Source organism: Vibrio sp. STUT-A11 (assembly GCF_026000435.1).
Taxonomy (GTDB): domain Bacteria; phylum Pseudomonadota; class Gammaproteobacteria; order Enterobacterales; family Vibrionaceae; genus Vibrio.
In genome coordinates, this window is the sequence record NZ_AP026764.1 from 894,448 (window position 1) to 914,755 (window position 20,308).

The window sequence follows — 20,308 nt, forward strand, 5'->3', positions numbered from 1 at the left end:
GTCATCACTTTAGTAACAAAGCTCTCGAATAGTAGATTCTGAATTACGCTCGTTCCTCGCTGTTCAGAATGACGAACTAGTTTGCGTATTTTGTTTAAAGCTAAGAGTTTATTTAGTTTTTAACTCGGTTTGTTTTTTGTTTTAGTGAGATTTCATGCCGCTGATTTATCTTAGAAAGCTATTTTTTTTGCTGCTTGCAATGGTATTACTGCCAGTGCATGTTTCGGCTGCCCAAGCTGATCAGAGAACTCACTTACCGCATTTCAGTAAACTGCAGCCTTTTGTTGCAGCAAGCACATCCCCAATTTCAGACGATGACATTTCTGAGGCGTCAGAAGAATCCACGCGTGCGCCTGTATCTGAAGGTCATGCACATTCAGATTCGTCAGCGATATTTAATTCGCAGCGCTGGCTCTCTCATGTCCGGGAAGAGATTGGTGACGAAGATGTCGATTTTGTCGGCGACCTCAATGCGCCTTACTATGCTGATGTTGGCTATAGTTACAGCCTAATCAATATCAACTGGCGTCAAAACCAGTCCATTTTTCATCATTTCACAAGTGACTATCGCCTTTCTGGTTGGAAAGAATCCAATGCGATGTACGTTGCTCTCAACAGTCAGTTTTCTGCCTAAACACCATCACTCAGCACATTCTGTGCAATCTCAACACGACGACGGTATTCATCAGAACAGATCTGTGTTCTGAGCATTCTTATCCTGGATTATTTTCTGGGCGTAGGTTGTCGTGTCTTGACTCTATCAAAGTAAAATCTTCACCTAAGGGTGAGGGGATGATGTTTATATGAAGAAAACACCAAAACCAGCCAAAAGTAGAAAATTACTAAACCACTATTCTGCCTGGAAATATGTCGTGCTTATCGCGACAATCATTATCCTGACGCTGAGCGCCATTCCGACCTGGTTTGGCGAGCAGCCATCGATCCAAGTGACCTTTTCTGACCAAAACCAGAGTGAAATGTCGCTGGTACAGCTCAATCAATTGTTTAAAACGAACCATATTTCCACAGACAGAATCATCGAAAAAGACGGCAAAACAACCATCGTTTTTGGCAGTGAAGACGCGCAAAGCAAAGCTCGTGTTCTGCTCAATAAACAGTTGGGTAAAGATGACAGCATCACCTTCTCGTATGTCTCTGTTGCACCAGAATGGTTGAGCGAGATGGGCTTTAACCCGATTAAGCTGGGCCTTGATCTACGTGGTGGTGTGCAGTTCCTGTTGAATGTTGATGTAAATAAAGCATTCGAAGAGCAAAGAGACGCACTGATCGATGAGATCAAAGCTGACCTGCGTGACAATCGAACACGCGGCGTACAGGTTCGCGCTGAAAGTGGTAATCGTATTGCAGTAAACAGTGAGAGTGAAAAGGCACTCGCTGAGGTAAACCAGTTCTTGCAGCAAAATTACCCAGGATGGGTAGCAAAAAGCTCAGTGAGAGGATTCGTGCTGGAGCCTAGTGAGCAAAATATCCAGGATTTCCAGTCCACGACTTTACAGCAGAACCTGAAGATCATGCGTGGCCGAATTGAAGAATTGGGTATTACGGAAGCACTTGTTCAGCGTCAGGGTAAAGAGAGCATTCGCATTGAGCTACCAGGTGTTCAAGATCCGGCACAAGCGAAAAATGTGATTGGTGCTACGGCAAGCCTGGCTTTCTATGAAGTGAAAGACGCAAGCAAAGCGCAAAGCAGTCAAGATTTGGTGCTAAAAGACAATGATGGTCGCACCGTGACACTGAGTAAGCGTCCGGTACTCACTGGGGAGCACATTGTGAACGCTCGTGCTGGTGTGGACAAGATGGGCATGTCAGAGGTAAATATCTCGCTCGACCATGCTGGTGGTAAGAAAATGAGTGACTTTTCTGCCACCCATATTGGTAAACCAATGGCGACGGTTTACCGTGAATACACAACGAATGAACGCGGTGTCACTGAGCGTAACGAACGTGTCATCAGTGTTGCGACGATTCAATCTCAGCTTGGCAGCCAGTTCCGTATTACTGGTGCAGGAAGCATGGATGAAGCACAGCAACTGGCACTTTTACTGCGAGCTGGCTCTCTGACCGCACCAGTCACCATTGTTGAAGAGCGCACAATTGGTGCTTCTCTTGGTGCCGAAAATATCCAAAATGGCTTTGCGGCATTGGCTTTAGGTCTAGGTCTAACGCTGACGTTTATGGCGCTTTGGTACCGCCGTTTAGGTTGGATCGCGAATGTGGCTCTGTGTGCCAACATGCTGTGTTTACTGGGGTTGATCGCTCTGTTACCGGGCGCAGTTCTTACTCTGCCGGGCATCGCAGGTTTAGTCCTTACGGTCGGCATGGCTGTCGATACTAACGTGATTATCTTTGAACGAATTAAGGACAAAATGCGTGAAGGCCGAAGCTTTGCACAGGCTATCGATCTTGGCTTTGACAGCGCATTTGCCACCATCCTTGATGCCAATATTACCACCATGATTACCGCTGTGATTTTGTACGCCATTGGTAACGGTCCGATCCAAGGCTTTGCTTTAACGCTAGGTTTGGGTCTGTTAACCAGTATGTTTACCGGCGTATTTGCTTCTCGAGCAATGATCAACTTAATTTGGGGCCGTGATGCCCGTCGTGATGTGAGGGTTTAATCATGGTCAAAATATTACAGCAGCATATTCGTAGAATTCGCTACTTTACTACCGTAGTTTCACTAATTTTAACTGTGATTGCGCTAGCCGCGTTGGGAATGAGAGGGTTAAACCTAGGCCTTGATTTTACCGGCGGGATGGTGACAGAAATTAGAATCGACAAGCAGTTAACCAATCAAGATTTGCTGAGTGCGTTACAGCCTGAATTGGGTGAATCGACATCTGTGACACGTTCTGGCGAAGAAGGTCGCTGGGTGATTCGCTATTCAGCGCCAGAACAAGGCCAAGAGCTACCAAGTGTTGCGGATGTATTAAAGCCGATTTCGCATCAAGTCGATGTGGTCAGTAACAGTATTGTCGGGGCGCAAGTCGGTCAGAACCTGTTTGAGCAAGGTGGTCTCGCGCTGCTCGTTTCGGTATTAACCATCCTGGCTTACTTATGTTTCCGCTTTGAATGGCGTTTAGCCAGCGGATCATTATTCGCCCTAGCACACGATGTGGTGCTTGTATTAGGTTTCTTCGCGCTTACTCAGATGGAGTTTAACCTGACTGTTTTTGCCGCAATTTTGGCGATTCTTGGTTACTCTCTCAATGACTCGATCATCATCGCTGACCGAATTCGAGAGCTGCTGATCGCGAAGCAGAGCTGGAAAACAGAAGAGATCAATGATCAAGCTGTCATTGCGACATTTCCTCGTACCATGGTGACTTCCGGAACCACATTAATCACAGTCGGGGCATTGTGGATCATGGGCGGATCTGCGTTGGCTGGATTTTCTACTGCCATGTTTATTGGCGTTCTATCGGGCACTTGGTCGTCTATTTCAATTGGTACCGTTTTACCAGAGCGATTGAAATTGGAGCCAAAACATTATTTACCAGTAGAGATTGATAGTGCGCCTTAATGCCTATTTCTCGTTACAGGTAAGGAAAAGCGCCACTCATTTAGAGTTAATACCGTTCGTTTAACAGCAAACGGTATTATCATCCGTCATTCTGAACAGCGACGAAGTAGCGTGATTCAGAATCTTCTATCCGAACACTTTGCTGCCAAAATAATTCCTATATTGTTTTAGCTTGTTGATATTAGATTCCTAGTCTCGCTATAGCTCGCTGGAATGACCCGAATATAGGCGTTAAGCGACTGGCATTAACTCATTAATAGCCAAACTCCCACACCCATCATCAAAGTACCTGCAACACGATTCATTAGACGTACATTTTTTGAATGGCCTAATACACGCTTTAGCCCTTTTCCACCAGTAGCGTAAAGTGACATGCAAATGAATTCAAACATCAGAATGATTGAAATTAAAACCGCCAATTGAGGCGCAAGTGCAGCATTTTGATCAATAAATGGTGGGAGTAGAGATATCATAAAAGCCCAACCCTTTGGATTCGCAATTGCGGTCACGAAACCCTGTATAACTAAATTCCAGTTATCTTGAGGTAAGGTAGATTCTGTCTCTATGTTGATGGCAAGTTTGCCTCGTGAACGCCACATTTCAATACCTAGGTAAAGCAGGTATCCGCCACCGATAAATTTAAGTGCGACAAATAACCACGGGTAATTCAGCATGATTGCTGCAATACCCAGCACTGCCGATACCGAAACAAGCGCTACCCCAGCGAGTTCACCAATCATCATCCATAGTGTGCGACGATATCCGACACTCATTCCTAACGTGAGTGCGAGAGTCATACACATCCCTGGCGTGATTGAAACAAAAAAGAAGGTAGGGATGAACATACTAAGCAATGTCATATTCATAGGTGTTATCGATTAGGTAATAAAAGGACGATTCACAAAGATAGTGCAAAGTTGTTGTGGATGCTACTACTAACTTTTAATCACCCTTACATTTATATTATTGAACTTAACTAAGTATATTAAATTAAAATACATGATAGCTTAATGTTTGCGTCATATTAGTGCGCTTGCACCAGCTAAGAGCGAATTACTTATTTTAATTATTAATATTATAAATCAGTAATCAATAATAATTATCTTTTAAGGTTTATATTCAAGAATTACAAATAAATCGATATTATCGTTTTAAACTCAGTAAACGTTTACATTGATAGAATAATAATTGGTTTTGAATTAATACTCTATTTTTTATTAATGAAAGTCTCGGTAAATATTAAACATGATCTTGCATCACTAAAGAGTGTAATTGTCTTTTAATCACCTAACATGTTGTGTTTTATGAATTTTTTTAATTGTTGTGTGGCTTTTTATTAGATTAAATATCTTTTAAAAACAATACGTTGCATTAAATTAACAATTTATTAACCTTTCACTATTTGTGAGATCTAAATCAATAATAGAGAAATAGACTATAGTTTTATTTGAAATGTAATATTTCTGGAGTAGATTAAAATTAAAGGCATTCAAGGATTTCTACCGATTGAAAAATAAAAACATCGGGATTTGAATTAGAAGCTTTGAAAATAGATTTGTTTTATTTTCCGTTAAGAATGGAGTCGTCAATGAATAAAGTCGCTTTGATCACAGGGTCAAAAGGCGGAATTGGTTCCGCAATTTCCTCTCAACTCGTGAACGATGGCTTTCGAGTTATCGCCACTTACAACACTGGCAACTATGATTGCGCGTTGGAGTGGTTTAACAGCAAAGGGTTTACCAAAGATCAGGTTCGCCTTTTAGAGTTAGATGTTACGGACACTGCTCAGTGTGCAGAAACGCTAGCCCTTTTGCTTCAAGAAGAGGGGACGCTTGATGTTGTTGTCAACAACGCTGGTATTACTCGTGATGGCGTCTTTAAGAAGATGACCGCAGAAGCTTGGAACGATGTGATCAATACCAACCTCAACAGTTTGTTCAACGTTACTCAACCAATTTTCGCAGCAATGTGTGAAAAAGGTGGCGGACGTATCATCAATATCTCGTCGGTTAATGGGTTGAAAGGTCAGTTTGGTCAAGCCAACTACTCTGCTGCGAAAGCTGGGATGATTGGCTTTTCTAAAGCGTTGGCTTTCGAAGGTGCACGCTCAGGCGTTACTGTTAACGTGATTGCACCGGGCTACACAGGAACGCCGATGGTGGAACAAATGAAACCTGAAGTGTTGGAGTCGATTACCAGTCAAATTCCAATGAAGCGTTTAGCGACACCAGAAGAGATTGCAGCATCTGTTAGCTTCTTAGTGAGTGATGCAGGCGCATATATTACCGGCGAAACACTGTCGGTGAACGGCGGCCTTTACATGCACTAAGGGATAGAGATGATGGAAAAAGTTTATATCGTAGCAGCTAAGCGTACACCGATAGGCGCATTTGGTGGCAGTTTAAAAAATACTTCGGCGGGTAACTTAGCGGCAGTCGCTATCAAAGGCGCACTCGAAGCTGCAAAATTAGGCAGCGATAAGGTTGATGAAGTAATCGTCGGTAATGTTGTAAGCGCAGGTCAAGGGATGGGTGTGGGTCGTCAGGCGGCAATTTTTGCTGGCATACCAGAGTCTGTGCCAGCGTATGGCGTCAACATGGTGTGTGGTAGTGGTATGAAAACCGTGATGGATGCGGTTTCACACATTCGCAGCGGTGATGCTCAAGTGGTGGTTGCTGCCGGCGTTGAGGTGATGTCTCAAATCCCATTCACGGTGCCGAGTAGCGTCCGAGATGGTAACAGAATGGGCAATATGGAAATGAAAGATTTGCTCATCACTGACGGGTTGACGGATATTTATAACCAGTACCATATGGGCGTAACTGCGGAAAATGTGGCGAAGGAAGTGGGTATCACTCGTGAGCAGCAAGACGCGTTTGCCTTAGCCAGCCAGCAAAAAGCAGTCGCAGCGATTGAAGCGGGTAAATTCAAAGATGAAATCGTGCCAGTGGAAGTGAAACAGCGCCGTGAAACGGTTCTTTTCGATACTGACGAATACCCGAAAGCCAATGCGACACTCGAGGGGTTGAGCAAGCTTCGCCCAGCATTTGACCGTGAAGGTACAGTCACAGCGGGTAATGCATCGGGTATCAACGATGGGGCGAGTGCAATTATCGTCGCATCTGAAAGCGCAGTTCAAGCTCATGGCTTGACTCCTTTAGCTGAAATTGTCAGCTACGCGCAGTCAGGTCTCGATCCGAAGATCATGGGTCTCGGACCTGTTGAATCGGTGAATAAAGCGCTGAAGAAAGCAGACCTAACTATTCAGGATATTGACGTATACGAGTTGAATGAAGCGTTTGCTGCTCAGGCACTCGGTGTGATTCATCAGTTGGCGGAAACCAACCAAATATCAGTAAGTGCGATTCAAGACAAGGCTAACTTTAACGGTGGAGCGATTGCATTAGGTCACCCACTTGGTGCATCAGGTAACCGAATCCTGGTCACTTTAGTTCACGAGCTTCATAAGCAGGACGCCCAATACGGTGTGGCTTCACTGTGTGTGGGTGGCGGTATGGGGACAGCTGTTATTCTAAAAGCAATTAAGTAATTTTTTAAACGGACATATATTCATTTATCTAGGAGATACACCATGTACACTGATTTTTTCAAAACATTCAGCGATCAAACAGAAAAAACGCTAGAACCTTACTTGAAGTTTAACAAGCTTGTGACTAAAAACGTTGAAGTACTAACTGAGCTTCAACTAAACGCAATGCGTACTTACAGTGAAATGGGTATTACGCAGATGAAAGCGGCGTCAGAAATCAAAGACGTGACTTCTCTTACTGCGTTTAATAGCCAGCAGTTAAGCGTACTGACTAAGCTTTCTCAACAAATGATGGATGACAGCAACAAGCTGCAATCTATCGCAAAAGAATTCAAAGAAGACGTTGAGAAAATGACTTCGGAAAATCTTAAGACTGTTACTCCAGCGTAATTTGTCCGATTCTCGCCGCCCCTAGACTTGGGCGGCGTTGTTTTTTCCGAATATAGGAGTAAGACTATGTTTCAACACTTCTTTTCGGACTATCTTGTAAAGCTTCAGGAAACCAATCAACAATGGTGGCATGATTTCGAAGTTAACAAGGCAGTCGTGAATTCTCCTTTGAACAAGGCTATGCAAGAAGTGAACTTTGAGGACACTGCCAAACTGTATGAACAAGCTGCCAATCAACCTGCTGCGATTCTTAAGCTACAAGCAGAGTGGTGGGAGCAGCAGTTGCAAATCTGGCAGAACGTCGTTTTGGCAGGTAATCAGACGCAAACAATCGAAGCGGATAGGGGCGACAAACGTTTTTCTCATGAGGATTGGCAAAATGAGGCGATGTACAGCTTCATCAAGCAATCCTATTTACTGTTTAGTAAGACGTACCTGGACACCATCGAGTCGATAGAAGGCTTAGATGAAAAGGCGAAAGAACGCATTACTTTCTTTTCCCGCCAAGCGATTAATGCCCTCTCCCCCTCTAACTTCATCGCAACCAACCCAGAGCTTCTAAAACTAACAATTGAGCAAAACGGTCAAAATTTGTTAGCAGGCTTAGAGCAGTTTAAAGAAGATGTTGAGTCTAGCGCGGATATTTTGAAAGTCCGTATGACCAACAACAATGCGTTCCGTGTTGGCGAAGATGTCGCAACCACCGCGGGTGATGTGGTTTTCAAAAACGAACTGTTTGAACTTATCCAATACCGCCCGTTGACGGAGAAGGTCAATGCGACACCTCTACTGATCGTACCGCCGTTTATCAACAAGTACTACATCTTAGATCTTACCGCGAAGAACTCAATGGTTCGTTGGCTGCTAGAGCAAGGACACAGCGTATTTATGATGTCCTGGCGAAATCCTGGCAAAGATCAAGCCGAAGTTGAGTTTGGTGATTACGTCACGGAAGGCGTGGTGAAAGCGGTAGCAGCAATTGAAGACATTACGGGTCAAGAGCAGATCAATGCGGCTGGCTACTGCATTGGTGGGACTGTTCTTGCTAGTACTATCGCCTACTATGCTGCGAAGCGAATGAAAAAACGCATTAAATCAGCGACGTTCTTCACTACGCTGTTAGACTTTTCTCAACCGGGAGAAGTGGGCGCTTATATCAATGACGTGATCATCAGCGCAATCGAAGCGCAGAACAACGCGAAAGGCTATATGGATGGCCGCTCTTTAAGTGTGACGTTCAGTTTGTTGCGTGAAAACAGCTTGTACTGGAACTACTACGTGGACAACTACTTAAAAGGTAATAGTCCGGTGGATTTCGACTTGTTGTACTGGAACAGCGACAGTACCAATGTCTGTGCTGCAACCCATAACTTCCTGCTTCGAGAGCTCTATCTAGAGAACAAGCTAATACAAGATAAAGGCGTGAAAATTGGTGGCGTTTGGATGGATCTGAATAAGATTAAAATCCCGAGCTATTTTGTTTCTACCAAAGAAGACCATATTGCGCTTTGGCAAGGTACGTATCGCGGTGCTCTGAACACTGGCGGCAATAAGACGTTTGTTCTCGGTGAATCGGGACACATAGCAGGTATCGTCAATCCGCCGTCTAAGGGTAAATATGGCTATTGGCTCAACGATACGCTAGATGAGTCTGCCGAAGAATGGCTCAGCAATGCAGAACGCAAAGATGGGTCTTGGTGGACACACTGGAATGAATGGTTACTTCAGTTCAATCCAGAAGAGCAGGTTGAACCATTCCCTACTGGCTCTGAAGACAATCCCGTGATTGATGAAGCGCCGGGTATTTATGTGAAACAGGTATTGCCTGTGAAATAAGCTTGAACGGTTATGTTTCCTTTAGCATTAAAATTTGGCGATACTCTTAGCGGCCCACGTGGTCGCTTTTTTTTATTGGTCGAGCGTAAAACAAAACAGCGCTGAGATTACCCAGCGCTGTTTATTGATTGATGCATGAACAAGTTTCGAACATGGTTGCCTTAGCGTATCCATGCATTACGTTGATGGATTACAGGTTCTTATCTTTACCCAGTGACAATACCCACAGAGAAACGGCAGCGACGCCAACAAAACCAGATAGAATAATTACTGGCATTGCGCTGTATCCAAGGATGTGCCAAATCACAGATTCTAGTGTACTCACGGTCAGTTCTCCTTATTGCCAGCCTTCTACGCCGTGCATATCAGGTAATTTGTGTGCAATACCTTTATGACAATCGACACAGGTTTTATCGCCAGAAGCCAACGCTGTTGAGTGTTGAGCTGAAGCACGGGAGCCTTGTTGTGAATAGTCCATAAAGTCGAACTCGTGACAGTTACGACACTCTAACGAGTCATTCTTCTTCATACGAGCCCACTCTCGTTCTGCCAAATGTCCGCGGCGTTCCTGGAATTTCTCTGGTGTATCAATGGTACGAAGCACATAGTGAGCAAACAACTCTTTGGAAGCCTGAACCTTACGTACAATCTTATCTGTCCACTCATGCGGAACGTGACAATCTGAACAGATAGCTCGTACCCCTGAGCGGTTTGAATAGTGGATCGTCTCTCTGATTTCAGCAACGATTGGCGCGTGACAGCCCGAACAGAACTCTTCGGTATTCGTCGCTTCCATCCCCGTGTTAAATGCACCCCAAAACAGCAGACCGCCAGCAAAACCTAGGAACAAAACCACACCAGCGGCCGCTTTGCTCGGGCTCTTCAGTCTATTCCAAAACGCTTTAAGTATTTTCATAAGTAACCTCTTAGCACTCGCGTTTCAATTACTGAAGTGAATCTACGGACTGGAACTCATTTTCCACTAGTGGCTTAGCATCCGTTTGCGGAACGTGACATTGCAAACAGAAGAAGCGACGAGGAGAGACATCAGCAAGCACTGCGTCTTGGCGGTTAACATAGTGAGTTACGCTGATTTTTGTTGCACCTGACGCTTTGGCATTTTTCCAGCTATGGCAGGCAAGACATTTATTCGCGTTTAAAGAAACCTCATAGTTACGGATACTATGTGGAATCAACGGTGGCTGATAAACAAAGCTGTCTTCAACGATTTGATCTTTTGGGAAGTCTTTAAACTCGTCAGCAGCGCGAGTATCTTCTAGTTGAGACATGCCACGTAGAGACTCTAAACCGCCAGTGCCTCCCGGATTGTCTAACTCAGCTTGTGCAATGCCTGTCATTAAAGCACCTACAGATAGAAGTGCGACAAGTAATTTTTTCATCATTTCTTCTCCGCCTTTATGGCTTAAATTCTTTTTCAGGCCGCCACGAGGACGGCCATATTATTCGATATCTGAAGCGTTAAGCGATCTTGGTGATTTTGACTGGACACTTTTTAAAGTCTGTCTGTTTTGACAGTGGGTCAGTCGCATCCAGGATTAACTTGTTAATCAAAATACGAGCATCAAAGAATGGTACAAATACCAAGCCTTTTGGCGGACGGTTACGACCACGGGTTTCTACGCGAGCACGTACTTCACCACGTTTATTAGCGATGAGAATTTCCTCTCCGCGACGCACATTGCGCGCTTTCGCGTCATCCGGGTGCATGTAACACACTGCGTCTGGAACCGCTTTATAAAGCTCTGGAACACGGCGAGTCATGGTACCAGTATGCCAGTGTTCAAGAACACGGCCTGTACATAGCCATAAGTCGTACTCTGAGTCCGGCATTTCTGGTGGCGCTTCGTATGGCGCAGAGATGATCTTCGCTTTACCATCTGCGTTACCGTAGAAATCCCAGCCTGAGCCAGCTTTCGCGTATGGATCCGAGCCTTCTTTAAAGCGCCACTGCGTTTCTTTGCCATCGACAACTGGCCAGCGTAATCCACGCACCGTATGGTAAACATCGTATGGTGCCAGGTCGTGACCATGGCCTCGACCGAAGGTGGCGTACTCCTCAAACAGGCCTTTCTGAACATAGTAGCCAAAGTGATGAGAATCGTCGTTCAGTTCACGTGCTTCATCGACAGGGAACTTGTCGACCTGACCGTTTTTAAACAGCATGTCATACATGGTCTTACCACGATACTCTGGTGCTTTTGCCAGTAACTCTTCTGGCCATACTTCTTCCATTTTGAAACGTTTCGCGAACTCCATGACTTGCCATAAGTCTGATTTCGCCTCACCCACAGTACCAACTTGTTGATACCAGGCTTGAGTACGGCGTTCTGCGTTACCGTAAGCGCCTTCTTTCTCAATCCACATTGCGGTAGGAAGTACTAAGTCTGCCGCTTGCGCTGTCGCGGTTGGGTATGGGTCAGATACAATAATGAAGTTGTCCGGGTTACGGTAACCAGGAAGACGCTCAGTGTTAATGTTCGGACCAGCTTGCATGTTGTTGTTACATTGAACCCAGTAACAGTTCAATACGCCATCGTTTAGCATGCGATCTTGGAGAACCGCATGGAAGCCAGGTTTTGGTGGAATCGTGCCTTCAGGTAATTTCCAAATTTTCTCTGCAATCTCACGGTGTTTAGGGTTTGCAACCACCATGTCTGCTGGCAGACGGTGAGCAAAGGTACCCACTTCACGTGCCGTACCACAAGCTGATGGCTGACCCGTCAGCGAGAATGGGCTGTTACCCGGAGTCGCAATTTTACCCGTTAGCAAGTGGATGTTGTAAACCAGGTTATTCATCCATACGCCACGAGTATGCTGGTTCATACCCATGGTCCAAAGTGACATCACTTTTGTGTTTGGATCCGCGTATTGCTTCGCAAGTTCGATCAGTTTTTCTTTTTCAACACCTGAGATTTCCGACGCTTTCTCAACGGTGTAAGGAGCGACAGACTTCTTGTACTCTTCAAAAGAGATCGAAGTGAGTTTGCCTGAGTTTGGATTTTTGGCCGCTTTTTGTAACGGATCGTCATCACGTAAGCCATAGCCGATATCGGTATCAGCTTGTGTAAAGTTGGTGTGCTTGTTGACGAAGTCCCAGTTTACCGCGTCATTTTCGATAATGTAGTTGGCAATAAAGTTTGCGATCGCAAGATCAGACTGAGGAGTGAAAATGTAACCGTGGTCCGCCAACTCAAATGAACGGTGGTAGTAAGTAGAAAGCACGTTTACTTTCACGTGAGGGTGGCTCAGACGACGGTCAGTGATACGTGTCCAGAGAACAGGGTGCATCTCGGCCATGTTAGAACCCCAAAGCACGAATGAATCTGCGTTCTCGAAGTCGTCGTAACACCCCATTGGCTCATCAATACCAAAGGCACGCATGAAGCCAACTACCGCAGATGCCATACAGTGACGTGCGTTCGGGTCAATGTTATTCGAACGGAAGCCTGCTTTCATCATTTTTGCCGCAGCGTAGCCTTCCATTACGGTCCATTGACCAGAACCGAACATACCGACACTGGTTGGGCCTTTTTTCTCTAGAGATGCTTTCCACTTCTCCGCCATGGTATCGAATGCGACATCCCACGAAACCGGCGTAAACTCTCCGTCTTTGTGGTATTTGCCATCTTTCATACGCAATAATGGCTGTGTCAGACGGTCTTGCCCGTACATGATTTTAGACAGGAAGTAACCTTTGATACAGTTGAGGCCTTTGTTCACCGGTGCTTCTGGATCACCTTGTGTCGCGACAACTTTGCCGTTTTGTGTGCCAACAAGAACAGAACAGCCTGTACCACAAAAACGACAAGGCGCTTTGTCCCATGTAATTTTGCTTTGATCAGAGCTTGCTATCAGGTTAGCGGCAGAGGCGGGCAGTGTAATACCTGCGACAGCAGCAGCTGATGCAGCCGCGTTTGCTTTCACAAACGCACGTCTTGTCATTTTCATACTTCACCCTCAATTTGGGAATGTTGTGTTCCAGTGTCTTGTTCATCAGCTTGTTCAAGCTCAGTCTCAATTTGGTGGTAAACCAGGACTGTACTTAAGACATTCGGTAAATTGTTAATCGCATCGATAGTATCGGTGATGAAACCTTGATTTTCGGTCTCAAGCACCACCACGATTTTGCCTTCTGGGCTATCGCCGTAGATCTCTGCATTTTCATACGCTTCGATCTGGGCTTTAATCTCAGCCAGATGCTCAGGCAGTACGTGTACTACCAAACTTGAAATATGCACTTCATTTAGTGACATATAGGTCTCTCAGTTGTTGCCTTTCTAGATACGGCTAGGCAGTTATATTTATATTGCTCACATTGATGGATGAAGTTGGGCACACTGAAACGCACGCGCCACATCCGTTACATTCATCAAGGTTCAAAATTGGTTGTGCTACTTTGCCCAGTTCTAATTTGAACTGAATAGCCATTGGGTCGCACATGTCCCCACAGCTTCGGCATTCAACATTACTCTTCGCTAGACAGCGGTCATTGATTTGCGCTTTTGCCTGCCAAGGCTGTTCTGTTTCTGCTAAAAATAGTGGTTCTGGACAGGCGTCTGCGCATTGATAACAAAATGTACATTCATCGATAGTAAAATCGACCGATGGGAATCCGCCGTCACTTTTGGTTATAATTTTGGTCTCGCAGACATCAATGCATTTACCACAGCGAGTACAACCGTCAGTAAAGTGCTCAGGTTGCGCTAACCAAGGTAGTCGCACCGCATCATTGGCGTGCGTTTTTCTTGCAAAGAGTCTTCTTCTTGAAAGGTCTACCACTTAGCCACCTCGATGCGGATGCTCAGCTTAAAATTTGGTACTTAGATAAGCTTAGACCACAATTTTTATTAATAAACTGTCATTAACGCTCACGAGATTGTAGTTTTTGACATATTCGTATAAATACCTCCAAGGGGTTAATCAGGGGGTATTATTGTTTTAGATCAATAAATTCTGTCGCGAGTGATCACATATTGATGACGCTGAAACGTCATGGGCTCACTGCACAAGCCAATTGGACAACAAAGTGAGGAACCCAGGTTGTTTAAAAATGTGAAAAAGTCGGTAACAGGGACGATTGCAACGGCCATGCTGAGTATTTTGTTGCTATCTGTAGCGACGACCGGTTTTGCAATATTTACTCTTGCATCCAGCCTCAATGATGCCGAAGCGGTTAACGTTTCAGGGTCTATGCGTATGCAAAGTTATCGCTTGGCCAATGACATTCAGATTAAGTCCGTTGATTACGCTGCTCATATAGACGCTTTCGAGCGTTCCATTTATTCGCCCTCCATGAAAGCGTTGCAAAGTTGGTCGGTGCCTGAAGACATTACTCAAGACTATTACGGTTTAATTTCTCGCTGGCATGAACTCAAAATCGTATTAAAGAGGGATGACCCGAGCGACTATCAAATGCTAGTTGCCGGATTTGTTCAGCAGATTGATGAGTTTGTTTTTAAGCTGCAAAGCTATTCAGAGCAGAAGTTGATCAACTTGGCTTGGATCGGTGGCCTGGGGTTAGGCGGGATTCTCTGTATCAGTATCTTCGTTGTTCTCTTTGTTCGTCGCGAAGTAGTGAAGCCGCTACGTTCTTTGGTTGTGGCGAGTCAGCAGATACAACATCGCTCTTTCAATATTGCGCTTGAAGCACCAAGCAACAATGAAATGGGCATATTGACGCGTACCTTTAATCGTATGGCGACCGATCTGGGTAAGCTATACCGTGGTTTAGAAAAAGCCGTGGACGAAAAGACGCGCAAATTACAGCAAGCTAATCAATCGCTTGAAGTGCTGTATGATTCGTCAAAAGAGCTGACAGCGTCACGAATTAGTCAGGAGAATTTTCAGGCTATTTTACAGCACCTGGCTAGTCTGGAAGGGATTAAAGCGGTCAAACTGGAAATCGAACAGCTTGGCGAGCCTAATTGGGTCCTTACTGAAGGAGAAGAGTGTTGTCATGACTGTGATGAAGCCTGTCATGCTGAGCCCCTTATACTCGACGGTGAGCACTTGGGGTATCTGTATTGGAAAGCAGGACTGCCTTGTCCAAATGATTCGTTAATCGATAACTTTGTCCAGATCCTTTCCCGTGCTGTGTATTACAATCGAGCCCAGCGCCAAGCTGAGCAAATATTGTTAATGGAAGAGCGAGCCACCATCGCACGAGAATTGCACGACTCGTTGGCTCAGGCGCTTTCTTACCTGAAGATACAGGTCGCTTTGCTAAAGAGAAGCGTGAAAAATTTGCCAGATGAAAAAGCAATATTACAAGCAAATCAGGTCATTGCCGAGCTGGATACTGGCTTATCTGCTGCATATACACAGCTCAGAGAACTACTGACGACATTCCGCTTAACGATCAAAGAGGGCAGTTTCGGTCAGGCGTTGCAAGAAATGGTCGCGACGTTGAATGAACAAACAACGACTAAGATATCTCTAAATAACCGTCTTTCTTCAACAGAATTAGAGGCGCATCAACAGGTTCATTTACTACAGTTGATCAGAGAAGCCACCCTTAATGCGATGAAGCATGCGCAAGCGAACAATATTGTTATTCAGTGCCTTGATTATGAAGGAAAGATCACGGTAACAATAGAAGATGACGGAGTAGGCTTTGAGCATCAAGACGAAAAACTTAATCATTACGGTATGAGTATCATGCAAGAGCGAGCCACAAGGCTGCATGCAGATCTTCACGTCGAAGCATCGAAAAATAACGGCTGTACCGTAACACTTGAATTCCAACATAGTAAGGAAGTAAACATTGACAGCGTATAAAGTAATGCTGGTGGATGACCATCCACTAATGCGACGTGGTATTCAACAACTTTTAAGTTTCGAGCCGGAATTTGAAGTGGTTGCAGAAGCGAGTAACGGCGCGGATGCTGTTGCTAAAGCGCATGAGTTAGAACTGGATTTGGTGCTTCTCGATCTTAATATGAAGGGAATGTCTGGTTTGGATACGCTAAAAGCCTTGCGAGCCGATGGGTGTGAAGCGCGCATTGTTATATTAACGGTATCGGATAGCCCGGCGGATATTGATGCGATTGTTCGCACTGGTGCCGATGGGTACTTGCTTAAAGATACCGAGCCAGATGAGCTAGTAGAGTTGTTAAAACAGGTCCATAGTGGTGATAAAACATACAGTCAAGAAGTGGCCAAGTATCTCAGTGAACGTGGTGAGCAAGAAGATGTCTTTGATGCGTTGACCGAACGTGAAAGCCAAATACTCAAAGAAGTGGCGAAAGGGTTTCGAAATAAACAAATTGCCGATCGTCTCTTCATATCAGAGTCGACTGTCAAAGTGCATATGAAGAGTTTGCTAAAAAAACTGAGAGTACCGTCTCGCACAGCAGCTACCGTCCTTTACTTAGAACGTTTTGGCGATAACAAGTAGTACTAACAAGCCACCTCTATTTAACATAGAGGTGGGTTTTCAACGATCTGGGCGAATAGAGTACAAGTCGCTAATATGCTTCCCACACCCCAAATAAAACTCATAAGCCGAGTCTTTGCTCTCGGCGTCAACCATCATGCGGAACATTTTTCCCTGTTCAAAATATAGAATTTCATATTCTACACAGTTATCAAGTTGCTCAACGGCAGCCATACTTAGCCTCCATAAACTATCCTAGAATTATTCAAGCAAATTCTATGCCGTTTTAGGGAGCGTTGTTCGGTTTGTTTTAAAGCCAACCAATACGACGCTCAAATTCACTTTTTTGCGGATAGTAGTGATCTAAAAGTTATTTTCAAACTCTATATTCTATTAGGGTGACAACAAATATTTGTCACATCAAGGTAAGTTTGCCGCAATATTAAGTGATACCACTGATTATAGAGGGTAAACGAAAGAAAAGGGAATCCGGTAAGTGATTAAATTACATAGTGTATCTACTAAAGTGCTTGGTTACAGCCTTATATTGGTTTCCATTCTTGTTTTGGCTGGTTGTACTAAGAAGTTTTTATATAACAATTTGGATTGGTTCGTCCTCGAATATTTAGACGATTATGTCACGCTCAACCAAGAGCAAGAAAGCTTGGTCGAAGAGCGGTTATTTTTGTTAGCTGAGTGGCATAAGACAGAAGAGTTACCGCGATATGTTGATCATTTAAAGGAAATGGAAAGCGTGACAGAGGAAGATGTTACATTAAATTACTTAAAGCAAAACCGGGATAGATTCCGCGCACATTATAACCGTATTATCAACAAGGTCGCGCCGGAGTTATTCTCTTTGAGCTTGTTATTAACGCCACAACAGCAACGTGAATTTTTAGCTAACGTTCAAAAGGACTATAAAAAGAGAAATGCTAAATATACGGATAAGACAGAAAAGGAAGTCCGAAAGATTGTTTTTGACAATACGAAAGAGTGGGTGACAGAGTGGATAGGGGAACTCAATGATGACCAACAAAGGTATGTAACGCAATTTTCTGATCAAGTTATTCTCAATAGTCCTTTATGGCGTAATTATCGAGCGTCAATATATCAAGAACTCGAATACTTGTTCGACAACCAATCTGACAGTTCTATATATCAGAAAGTGTTCATGCAATTACTGTTTGAGCCAGAAAGTTTTTATAGTGACCAATTATCTCAAAATGTGGATCACAACATCGCGCTGGCGGAGCAACTGACGCTCTCCCTCTCTCAGTCAATGACCCAAAAGCAGTGGGATCATTTTCACGGCAAAGTCACGGACTGGCGTGTTTTAGCGCAGGAGCTTCTCAATTGATAGGTGTTATTCGCGCTGTTTTTAAGTAGAAACTGATTCAAAGCAAGTTCTTATTCTACTGTGGGCGTAACATGCAAAAAAGCCTAGAGTAATGAGAATAATTATGAAGCATTTAGTTGAAAGATTTCTTCGCTACGTCACGTTCAATACCAAGTCAAACCCAAAAGTGGCGACCTGTCCTAGCAGCGCGGGCCAGCTCGTTTTTGCACAACAATTAAGACAAGAAATGATTGACCTTGGCTTAAGTGATGTCGTCTTGACGGAACATGGCTACCTGATGGCGAGGTTACCTTCCAATGTGAATTACGACGTACCCGCTATTGGTTTTATCGCGCATATGGATACGGCTCCGGACGCTTCCGGTAAGAATGTTTCGCCTCAATTTGTAGAAGACTACCAAGGGGGCGACATTGCCTTGGGGCTTGGTGACGAAGTGTTGTCGCCAGTGCAGTACCCTGATCTGCACCAGCTTCATGGTCACAACTTGATCACCACGAATGGTAAGACCCTGTTAGGTGCAGATAATAAAGCCGGCATAGCAGAGATCTTATCTGCAGTTGCGTTGCTGAATGCAAACCCTGATATTCCGCACGGCGATATCTGCATTGGATTCACACCCGATGAAGAAATCGGCCGAGGTGCCGATAAATTCGAGGTTGAAAAGTTTGGTGCGCAGTGGGCATATACTGTTGATGGCGGACCTCAAGGCGAACTAGAGTATGAAAACTTTAATGCCGCAAGCGCTGAGGTGATTTTCCATGGTGTTAGTGTTCACCCGGGAACAGCAAAAGGCAAAATGGTCAACGCGATGAACTTGGCGGCTAAATTTCAGGTTCAGATGCCAGAAGATCAAACGCCCGAAACCACAGAAGGTTATGAAGGTTTCTACCATCTTAAATCAGGCAGCCTTGGCATTGCACATAGTGAGCTGAGCTATATTATTCGTGATTTCGAGCGAGAAGGTTTAGAAAGTCGTAAAGCTTTTATGCGTAAGTTAGTGGATGAGATGAACGCCGGACTCAAGCATGGTGCTGTTGAAATCCAGATCACGGATAGCTACTGCAACATGCGTGAGATGGTAGAGCCCTATCCTCATATTATCGAACTTGCCAAGCAAGCGATGGAAGCGTGCTATGTGGAGCCGTTGATTAAACCAATACGAGGCGGAACCGATGGGGCTCGTTTGTCGTTTATGGGGCTACCCTGCCCAAATATCTTTACTGGCGGATTTAACTTTCATGGCATTCATGAATTCGTGTCAGTAGAAATGATGGAAAAATCGGTGTTGGTGATCGCCAAAATTGCAGAGCTGACGGCGAGGAAATACCAAAAGTAATAGAAATTGCCGCGAATAACGCAAACAAAACAAATAGAAACAGCCCAGACGATATCTGGGCTGTTTAGTTTATAGTTTTGTTTTAAGTGAAGATTAACGAACGTCTTTACCTTCAATTTCGATGTCTTCCAACGGCAGCCAGTCCACTTCTACGCCAGCTTGATCGAACATATCCTGACTCACCTGAATTTTATCTCCCCAGCGAGACAGAAAATCTTCTGATTGCTCTGGGCAATGTACCCGTGAGATCCCAGTCTGAATAATCTTTGCCGCACAGTTAGGGCACGGAAAATGGGTTACCCAGATATCACAGCCATCTAAGTCACGTTTAGAAAACAGAATGGCGTTTTCTTCTGCATGCAGCGTCTTTAAGTATTTCAGCTCTCGCTCATCGGTGTCTACACTGTCAGAAACCCCGTGTGGGTAGCCGTTAAAGCCAACAGAAACGATACGGTTTTGCTTAGTAATTACTGCACCAACTTGCGTCGACGGATCTTTACTCCAAGATGCCACCAACTCCGCCATTTGGTAAAAACGTTTCGCCCATTTAGAAATCATGTACATCCTCTTGATCGAAGGCTTTGAAATACCGAAATGATAACTCATTTTGTTTTAAAAAATAGTCAAAAAACCATGGTTAACGCTTAAATACTCACTTTCAGTAGTCTGGTGGTGGAGAATTGTCGCTTTTTCGCTTAACAGCGGTTCGAAAATGCGAGTAGGTCGTCTCGACAGGGACAAGGTGAGCAGGTATACACCGCGCTGATAATTGGTGTCTTTTTATGCTTCGAGATTAATAAAGATCATAAAAATATTTCCATTGCATCACGTTAATTTTACTTGGTTTCATTTGATTACAATTAGAAACGATTTGCATAGTTTATGTAGGAGAA

The 20,308-nt window shown here is 44.5% G+C and carries 20 protein-coding genes; 11 read left to right on the top strand and 9 right to left on the bottom strand.

The features are described 5' to 3' along the window. Positions 1 to 154 precede the first annotated feature (154 nt). The 3 genes from OO774_RS19710 to secF all read left to right on the top strand — a co-directional run bounded on the left by OO774_RS19710 (position 155) and on the right by secF (position 3,547). Positions 155 to 634 carry a hypothetical protein gene (locus tag OO774_RS19710; RefSeq protein ID WP_264908584.1) on the top strand — a complete coding sequence of 160 codons (480 nt, stop codon included), beginning with the start codon at positions 155 to 157 and terminating at the stop codon, positions 632 to 634. Between the two features lie 169 nt (positions 635 to 803). Then, positions 804 to 2,642 (top strand): protein translocase subunit SecD, encoded by a 1,839-nt coding sequence (secD, locus tag OO774_RS19715; RefSeq protein ID WP_264908585.1) that lies wholly within the window; start codon positions 804 to 806, stop codon positions 2,640 to 2,642. A gap of 2 nt (positions 2,643 to 2,644) precedes the next feature. After that, positions 2,645 to 3,547: a protein translocase subunit SecF gene (gene secF / locus OO774_RS19720; protein ID WP_264908587.1), complete on the top strand. Its 903-nt coding sequence runs from the start codon at positions 2,645 to 2,647 to the stop codon at positions 3,545 to 3,547. 245 nt (positions 3,548 to 3,792) lie between these two features. On the opposite strand, the gene OO774_RS19725 is transcribed toward secF, so the two are convergent. Beyond that, positions 3,793 to 4,413 (bottom strand): LysE family translocator, encoded by a 621-nt coding sequence (locus tag OO774_RS19725; protein WP_264908589.1) that lies wholly within the window; start codon positions 4,411 to 4,413, stop codon positions 3,793 to 3,795. Positions 4,414 to 5,135: 722 nt separating this feature from the next. Between OO774_RS19725 and OO774_RS19730 the strand changes: the two genes are divergently transcribed. The 4 genes from OO774_RS19730 to phaC all read left to right on the top strand — a co-directional run bounded on the left by OO774_RS19730 (position 5,136) and on the right by phaC (position 9,323). Further along, a complete protein-coding gene (locus tag OO774_RS19730) occupies positions 5,136 to 5,876 on the top strand; it encodes an SDR family oxidoreductase (protein WP_264908590.1) in 741 nt (246 codons plus the stop codon). Between the two features lie 12 nt (positions 5,877 to 5,888). Then, complete coding sequence (locus OO774_RS19735) at positions 5,889 to 7,097, top strand: acetyl-CoA C-acetyltransferase (protein ID WP_264908662.1); 1,209 nt, start codon at positions 5,889 to 5,891, stop codon at positions 7,095 to 7,097. A 42-nt stretch (positions 7,098 to 7,139) separates the two neighbouring features. After that, a complete protein-coding gene (locus OO774_RS19740; RefSeq protein WP_264908592.1) occupies positions 7,140 to 7,487 on the top strand; it encodes a phasin family protein in 348 nt (115 codons plus the stop codon). A 66-nt stretch (positions 7,488 to 7,553) separates the two neighbouring features. Next, positions 7,554 to 9,323, top strand: coding sequence for a class I poly(R)-hydroxyalkanoic acid synthase (gene phaC, locus OO774_RS19745; RefSeq protein WP_264908593.1), 1,770 nt, complete (start codon positions 7,554 to 7,556; stop codon positions 9,321 to 9,323). Between the two features lie 190 nt (positions 9,324 to 9,513). On the opposite strand, the gene OO774_RS19750 is transcribed toward phaC, so the two are convergent. From OO774_RS19750 to napF, 6 genes are all read right to left on the bottom strand, one after another. After that, positions 9,514 to 9,648, bottom strand: a complete 135-nt coding sequence (locus OO774_RS19750; RefSeq protein ID WP_014233789.1) for a TIGR02808 family protein — start codon at positions 9,646 to 9,648, stop codon at positions 9,514 to 9,516. A 12-nt stretch (positions 9,649 to 9,660) separates the two neighbouring features. After that, positions 9,661 to 10,239, bottom strand: a complete 579-nt coding sequence (locus OO774_RS19755) for a NapC/NirT family cytochrome c (protein ID WP_237314769.1) — start codon at positions 10,237 to 10,239, stop codon at positions 9,661 to 9,663. 28 nt (positions 10,240 to 10,267) lie between these two features. After that, positions 10,268 to 10,723, bottom strand: a complete 456-nt coding sequence (locus OO774_RS19760; protein WP_264908664.1) for a nitrate reductase cytochrome c-type subunit — start codon at positions 10,721 to 10,723, stop codon at positions 10,268 to 10,270. Between the two features lie 79 nt (positions 10,724 to 10,802). Then, positions 10,803 to 13,292 (bottom strand): periplasmic nitrate reductase subunit alpha, encoded by a 2,490-nt coding sequence (napA, locus tag OO774_RS19765; RefSeq protein ID WP_264908596.1) that lies wholly within the window; start codon positions 13,290 to 13,292, stop codon positions 10,803 to 10,805. Next, on the bottom strand, positions 13,289 to 13,597 hold the full coding sequence (locus OO774_RS19770) for a chaperone NapD (protein ID WP_264908598.1): 309 nt from the start codon (positions 13,595 to 13,597) through the stop codon (positions 13,289 to 13,291). The genes napA and OO774_RS19770 overlap by 4 nt, the downstream gene beginning before the upstream one ends. A gap of 34 nt (positions 13,598 to 13,631) precedes the next feature. Then, positions 13,632 to 14,123, bottom strand: coding sequence for a ferredoxin-type protein NapF (gene napF, locus OO774_RS19775; RefSeq protein WP_264908600.1), 492 nt, complete (start codon positions 14,121 to 14,123; stop codon positions 13,632 to 13,634). A 261-nt stretch (positions 14,124 to 14,384) separates the two neighbouring features. Here napF and narQ point away from each other — a divergent pair, with 261 nt between their 5' ends. Together narQ and OO774_RS19785 are read left to right on the top strand one after the other, a co-directional pair. After that, the gene (gene narQ / locus OO774_RS19780; protein WP_264908602.1) at positions 14,385 to 16,121 is read left to right on the top strand and encodes a nitrate/nitrite two-component system sensor histidine kinase NarQ; all 1,737 of its coding nucleotides are present in this window, start codon (positions 14,385 to 14,387) and stop codon (positions 16,119 to 16,121) included. A 4-nt stretch (positions 16,122 to 16,125) separates the two neighbouring features. After that, positions 16,126 to 16,740, top strand: coding sequence for a response regulator (locus OO774_RS19785; RefSeq protein ID WP_264908666.1), 615 nt, complete (start codon positions 16,126 to 16,128; stop codon positions 16,738 to 16,740). 39 nt (positions 16,741 to 16,779) lie between these two features. Here OO774_RS19785 and OO774_RS19790 read toward each other — a convergent pair whose 3' ends face one another. Then, the gene (locus OO774_RS19790) at positions 16,780 to 16,953 is read right to left on the bottom strand and encodes an RNA helicase (protein WP_264908604.1); all 174 of its coding nucleotides are present in this window, start codon (positions 16,951 to 16,953) and stop codon (positions 16,780 to 16,782) included. Between the two features lie 262 nt (positions 16,954 to 17,215). Here OO774_RS19790 and OO774_RS19795 point away from each other — a divergent pair, with 262 nt between their 5' ends. Together OO774_RS19795 and pepT are read left to right on the top strand one after the other, a co-directional pair. Next, on the top strand, positions 17,216 to 18,079 hold the full coding sequence (locus OO774_RS19795; RefSeq protein ID WP_264908606.1) for a DUF6279 family lipoprotein: 864 nt from the start codon (positions 17,216 to 17,218) through the stop codon (positions 18,077 to 18,079). Between the two features lie 103 nt (positions 18,080 to 18,182). Further along, positions 18,183 to 19,415: a peptidase T gene (pepT, locus tag OO774_RS19800; RefSeq protein ID WP_264908608.1), complete on the top strand. Its 1,233-nt coding sequence runs from the start codon at positions 18,183 to 18,185 to the stop codon at positions 19,413 to 19,415. Between the two features lie 93 nt (positions 19,416 to 19,508). On the opposite strand, the gene OO774_RS19805 is transcribed toward pepT, so the two are convergent. Next, on the bottom strand, positions 19,509 to 19,973 hold the full coding sequence (locus tag OO774_RS19805) for a cytidine/deoxycytidylate deaminase family protein (RefSeq protein ID WP_264908610.1): 465 nt from the start codon (positions 19,971 to 19,973) through the stop codon (positions 19,509 to 19,511). Positions 19,974 to 20,308 lie beyond the last annotated feature (335 nt).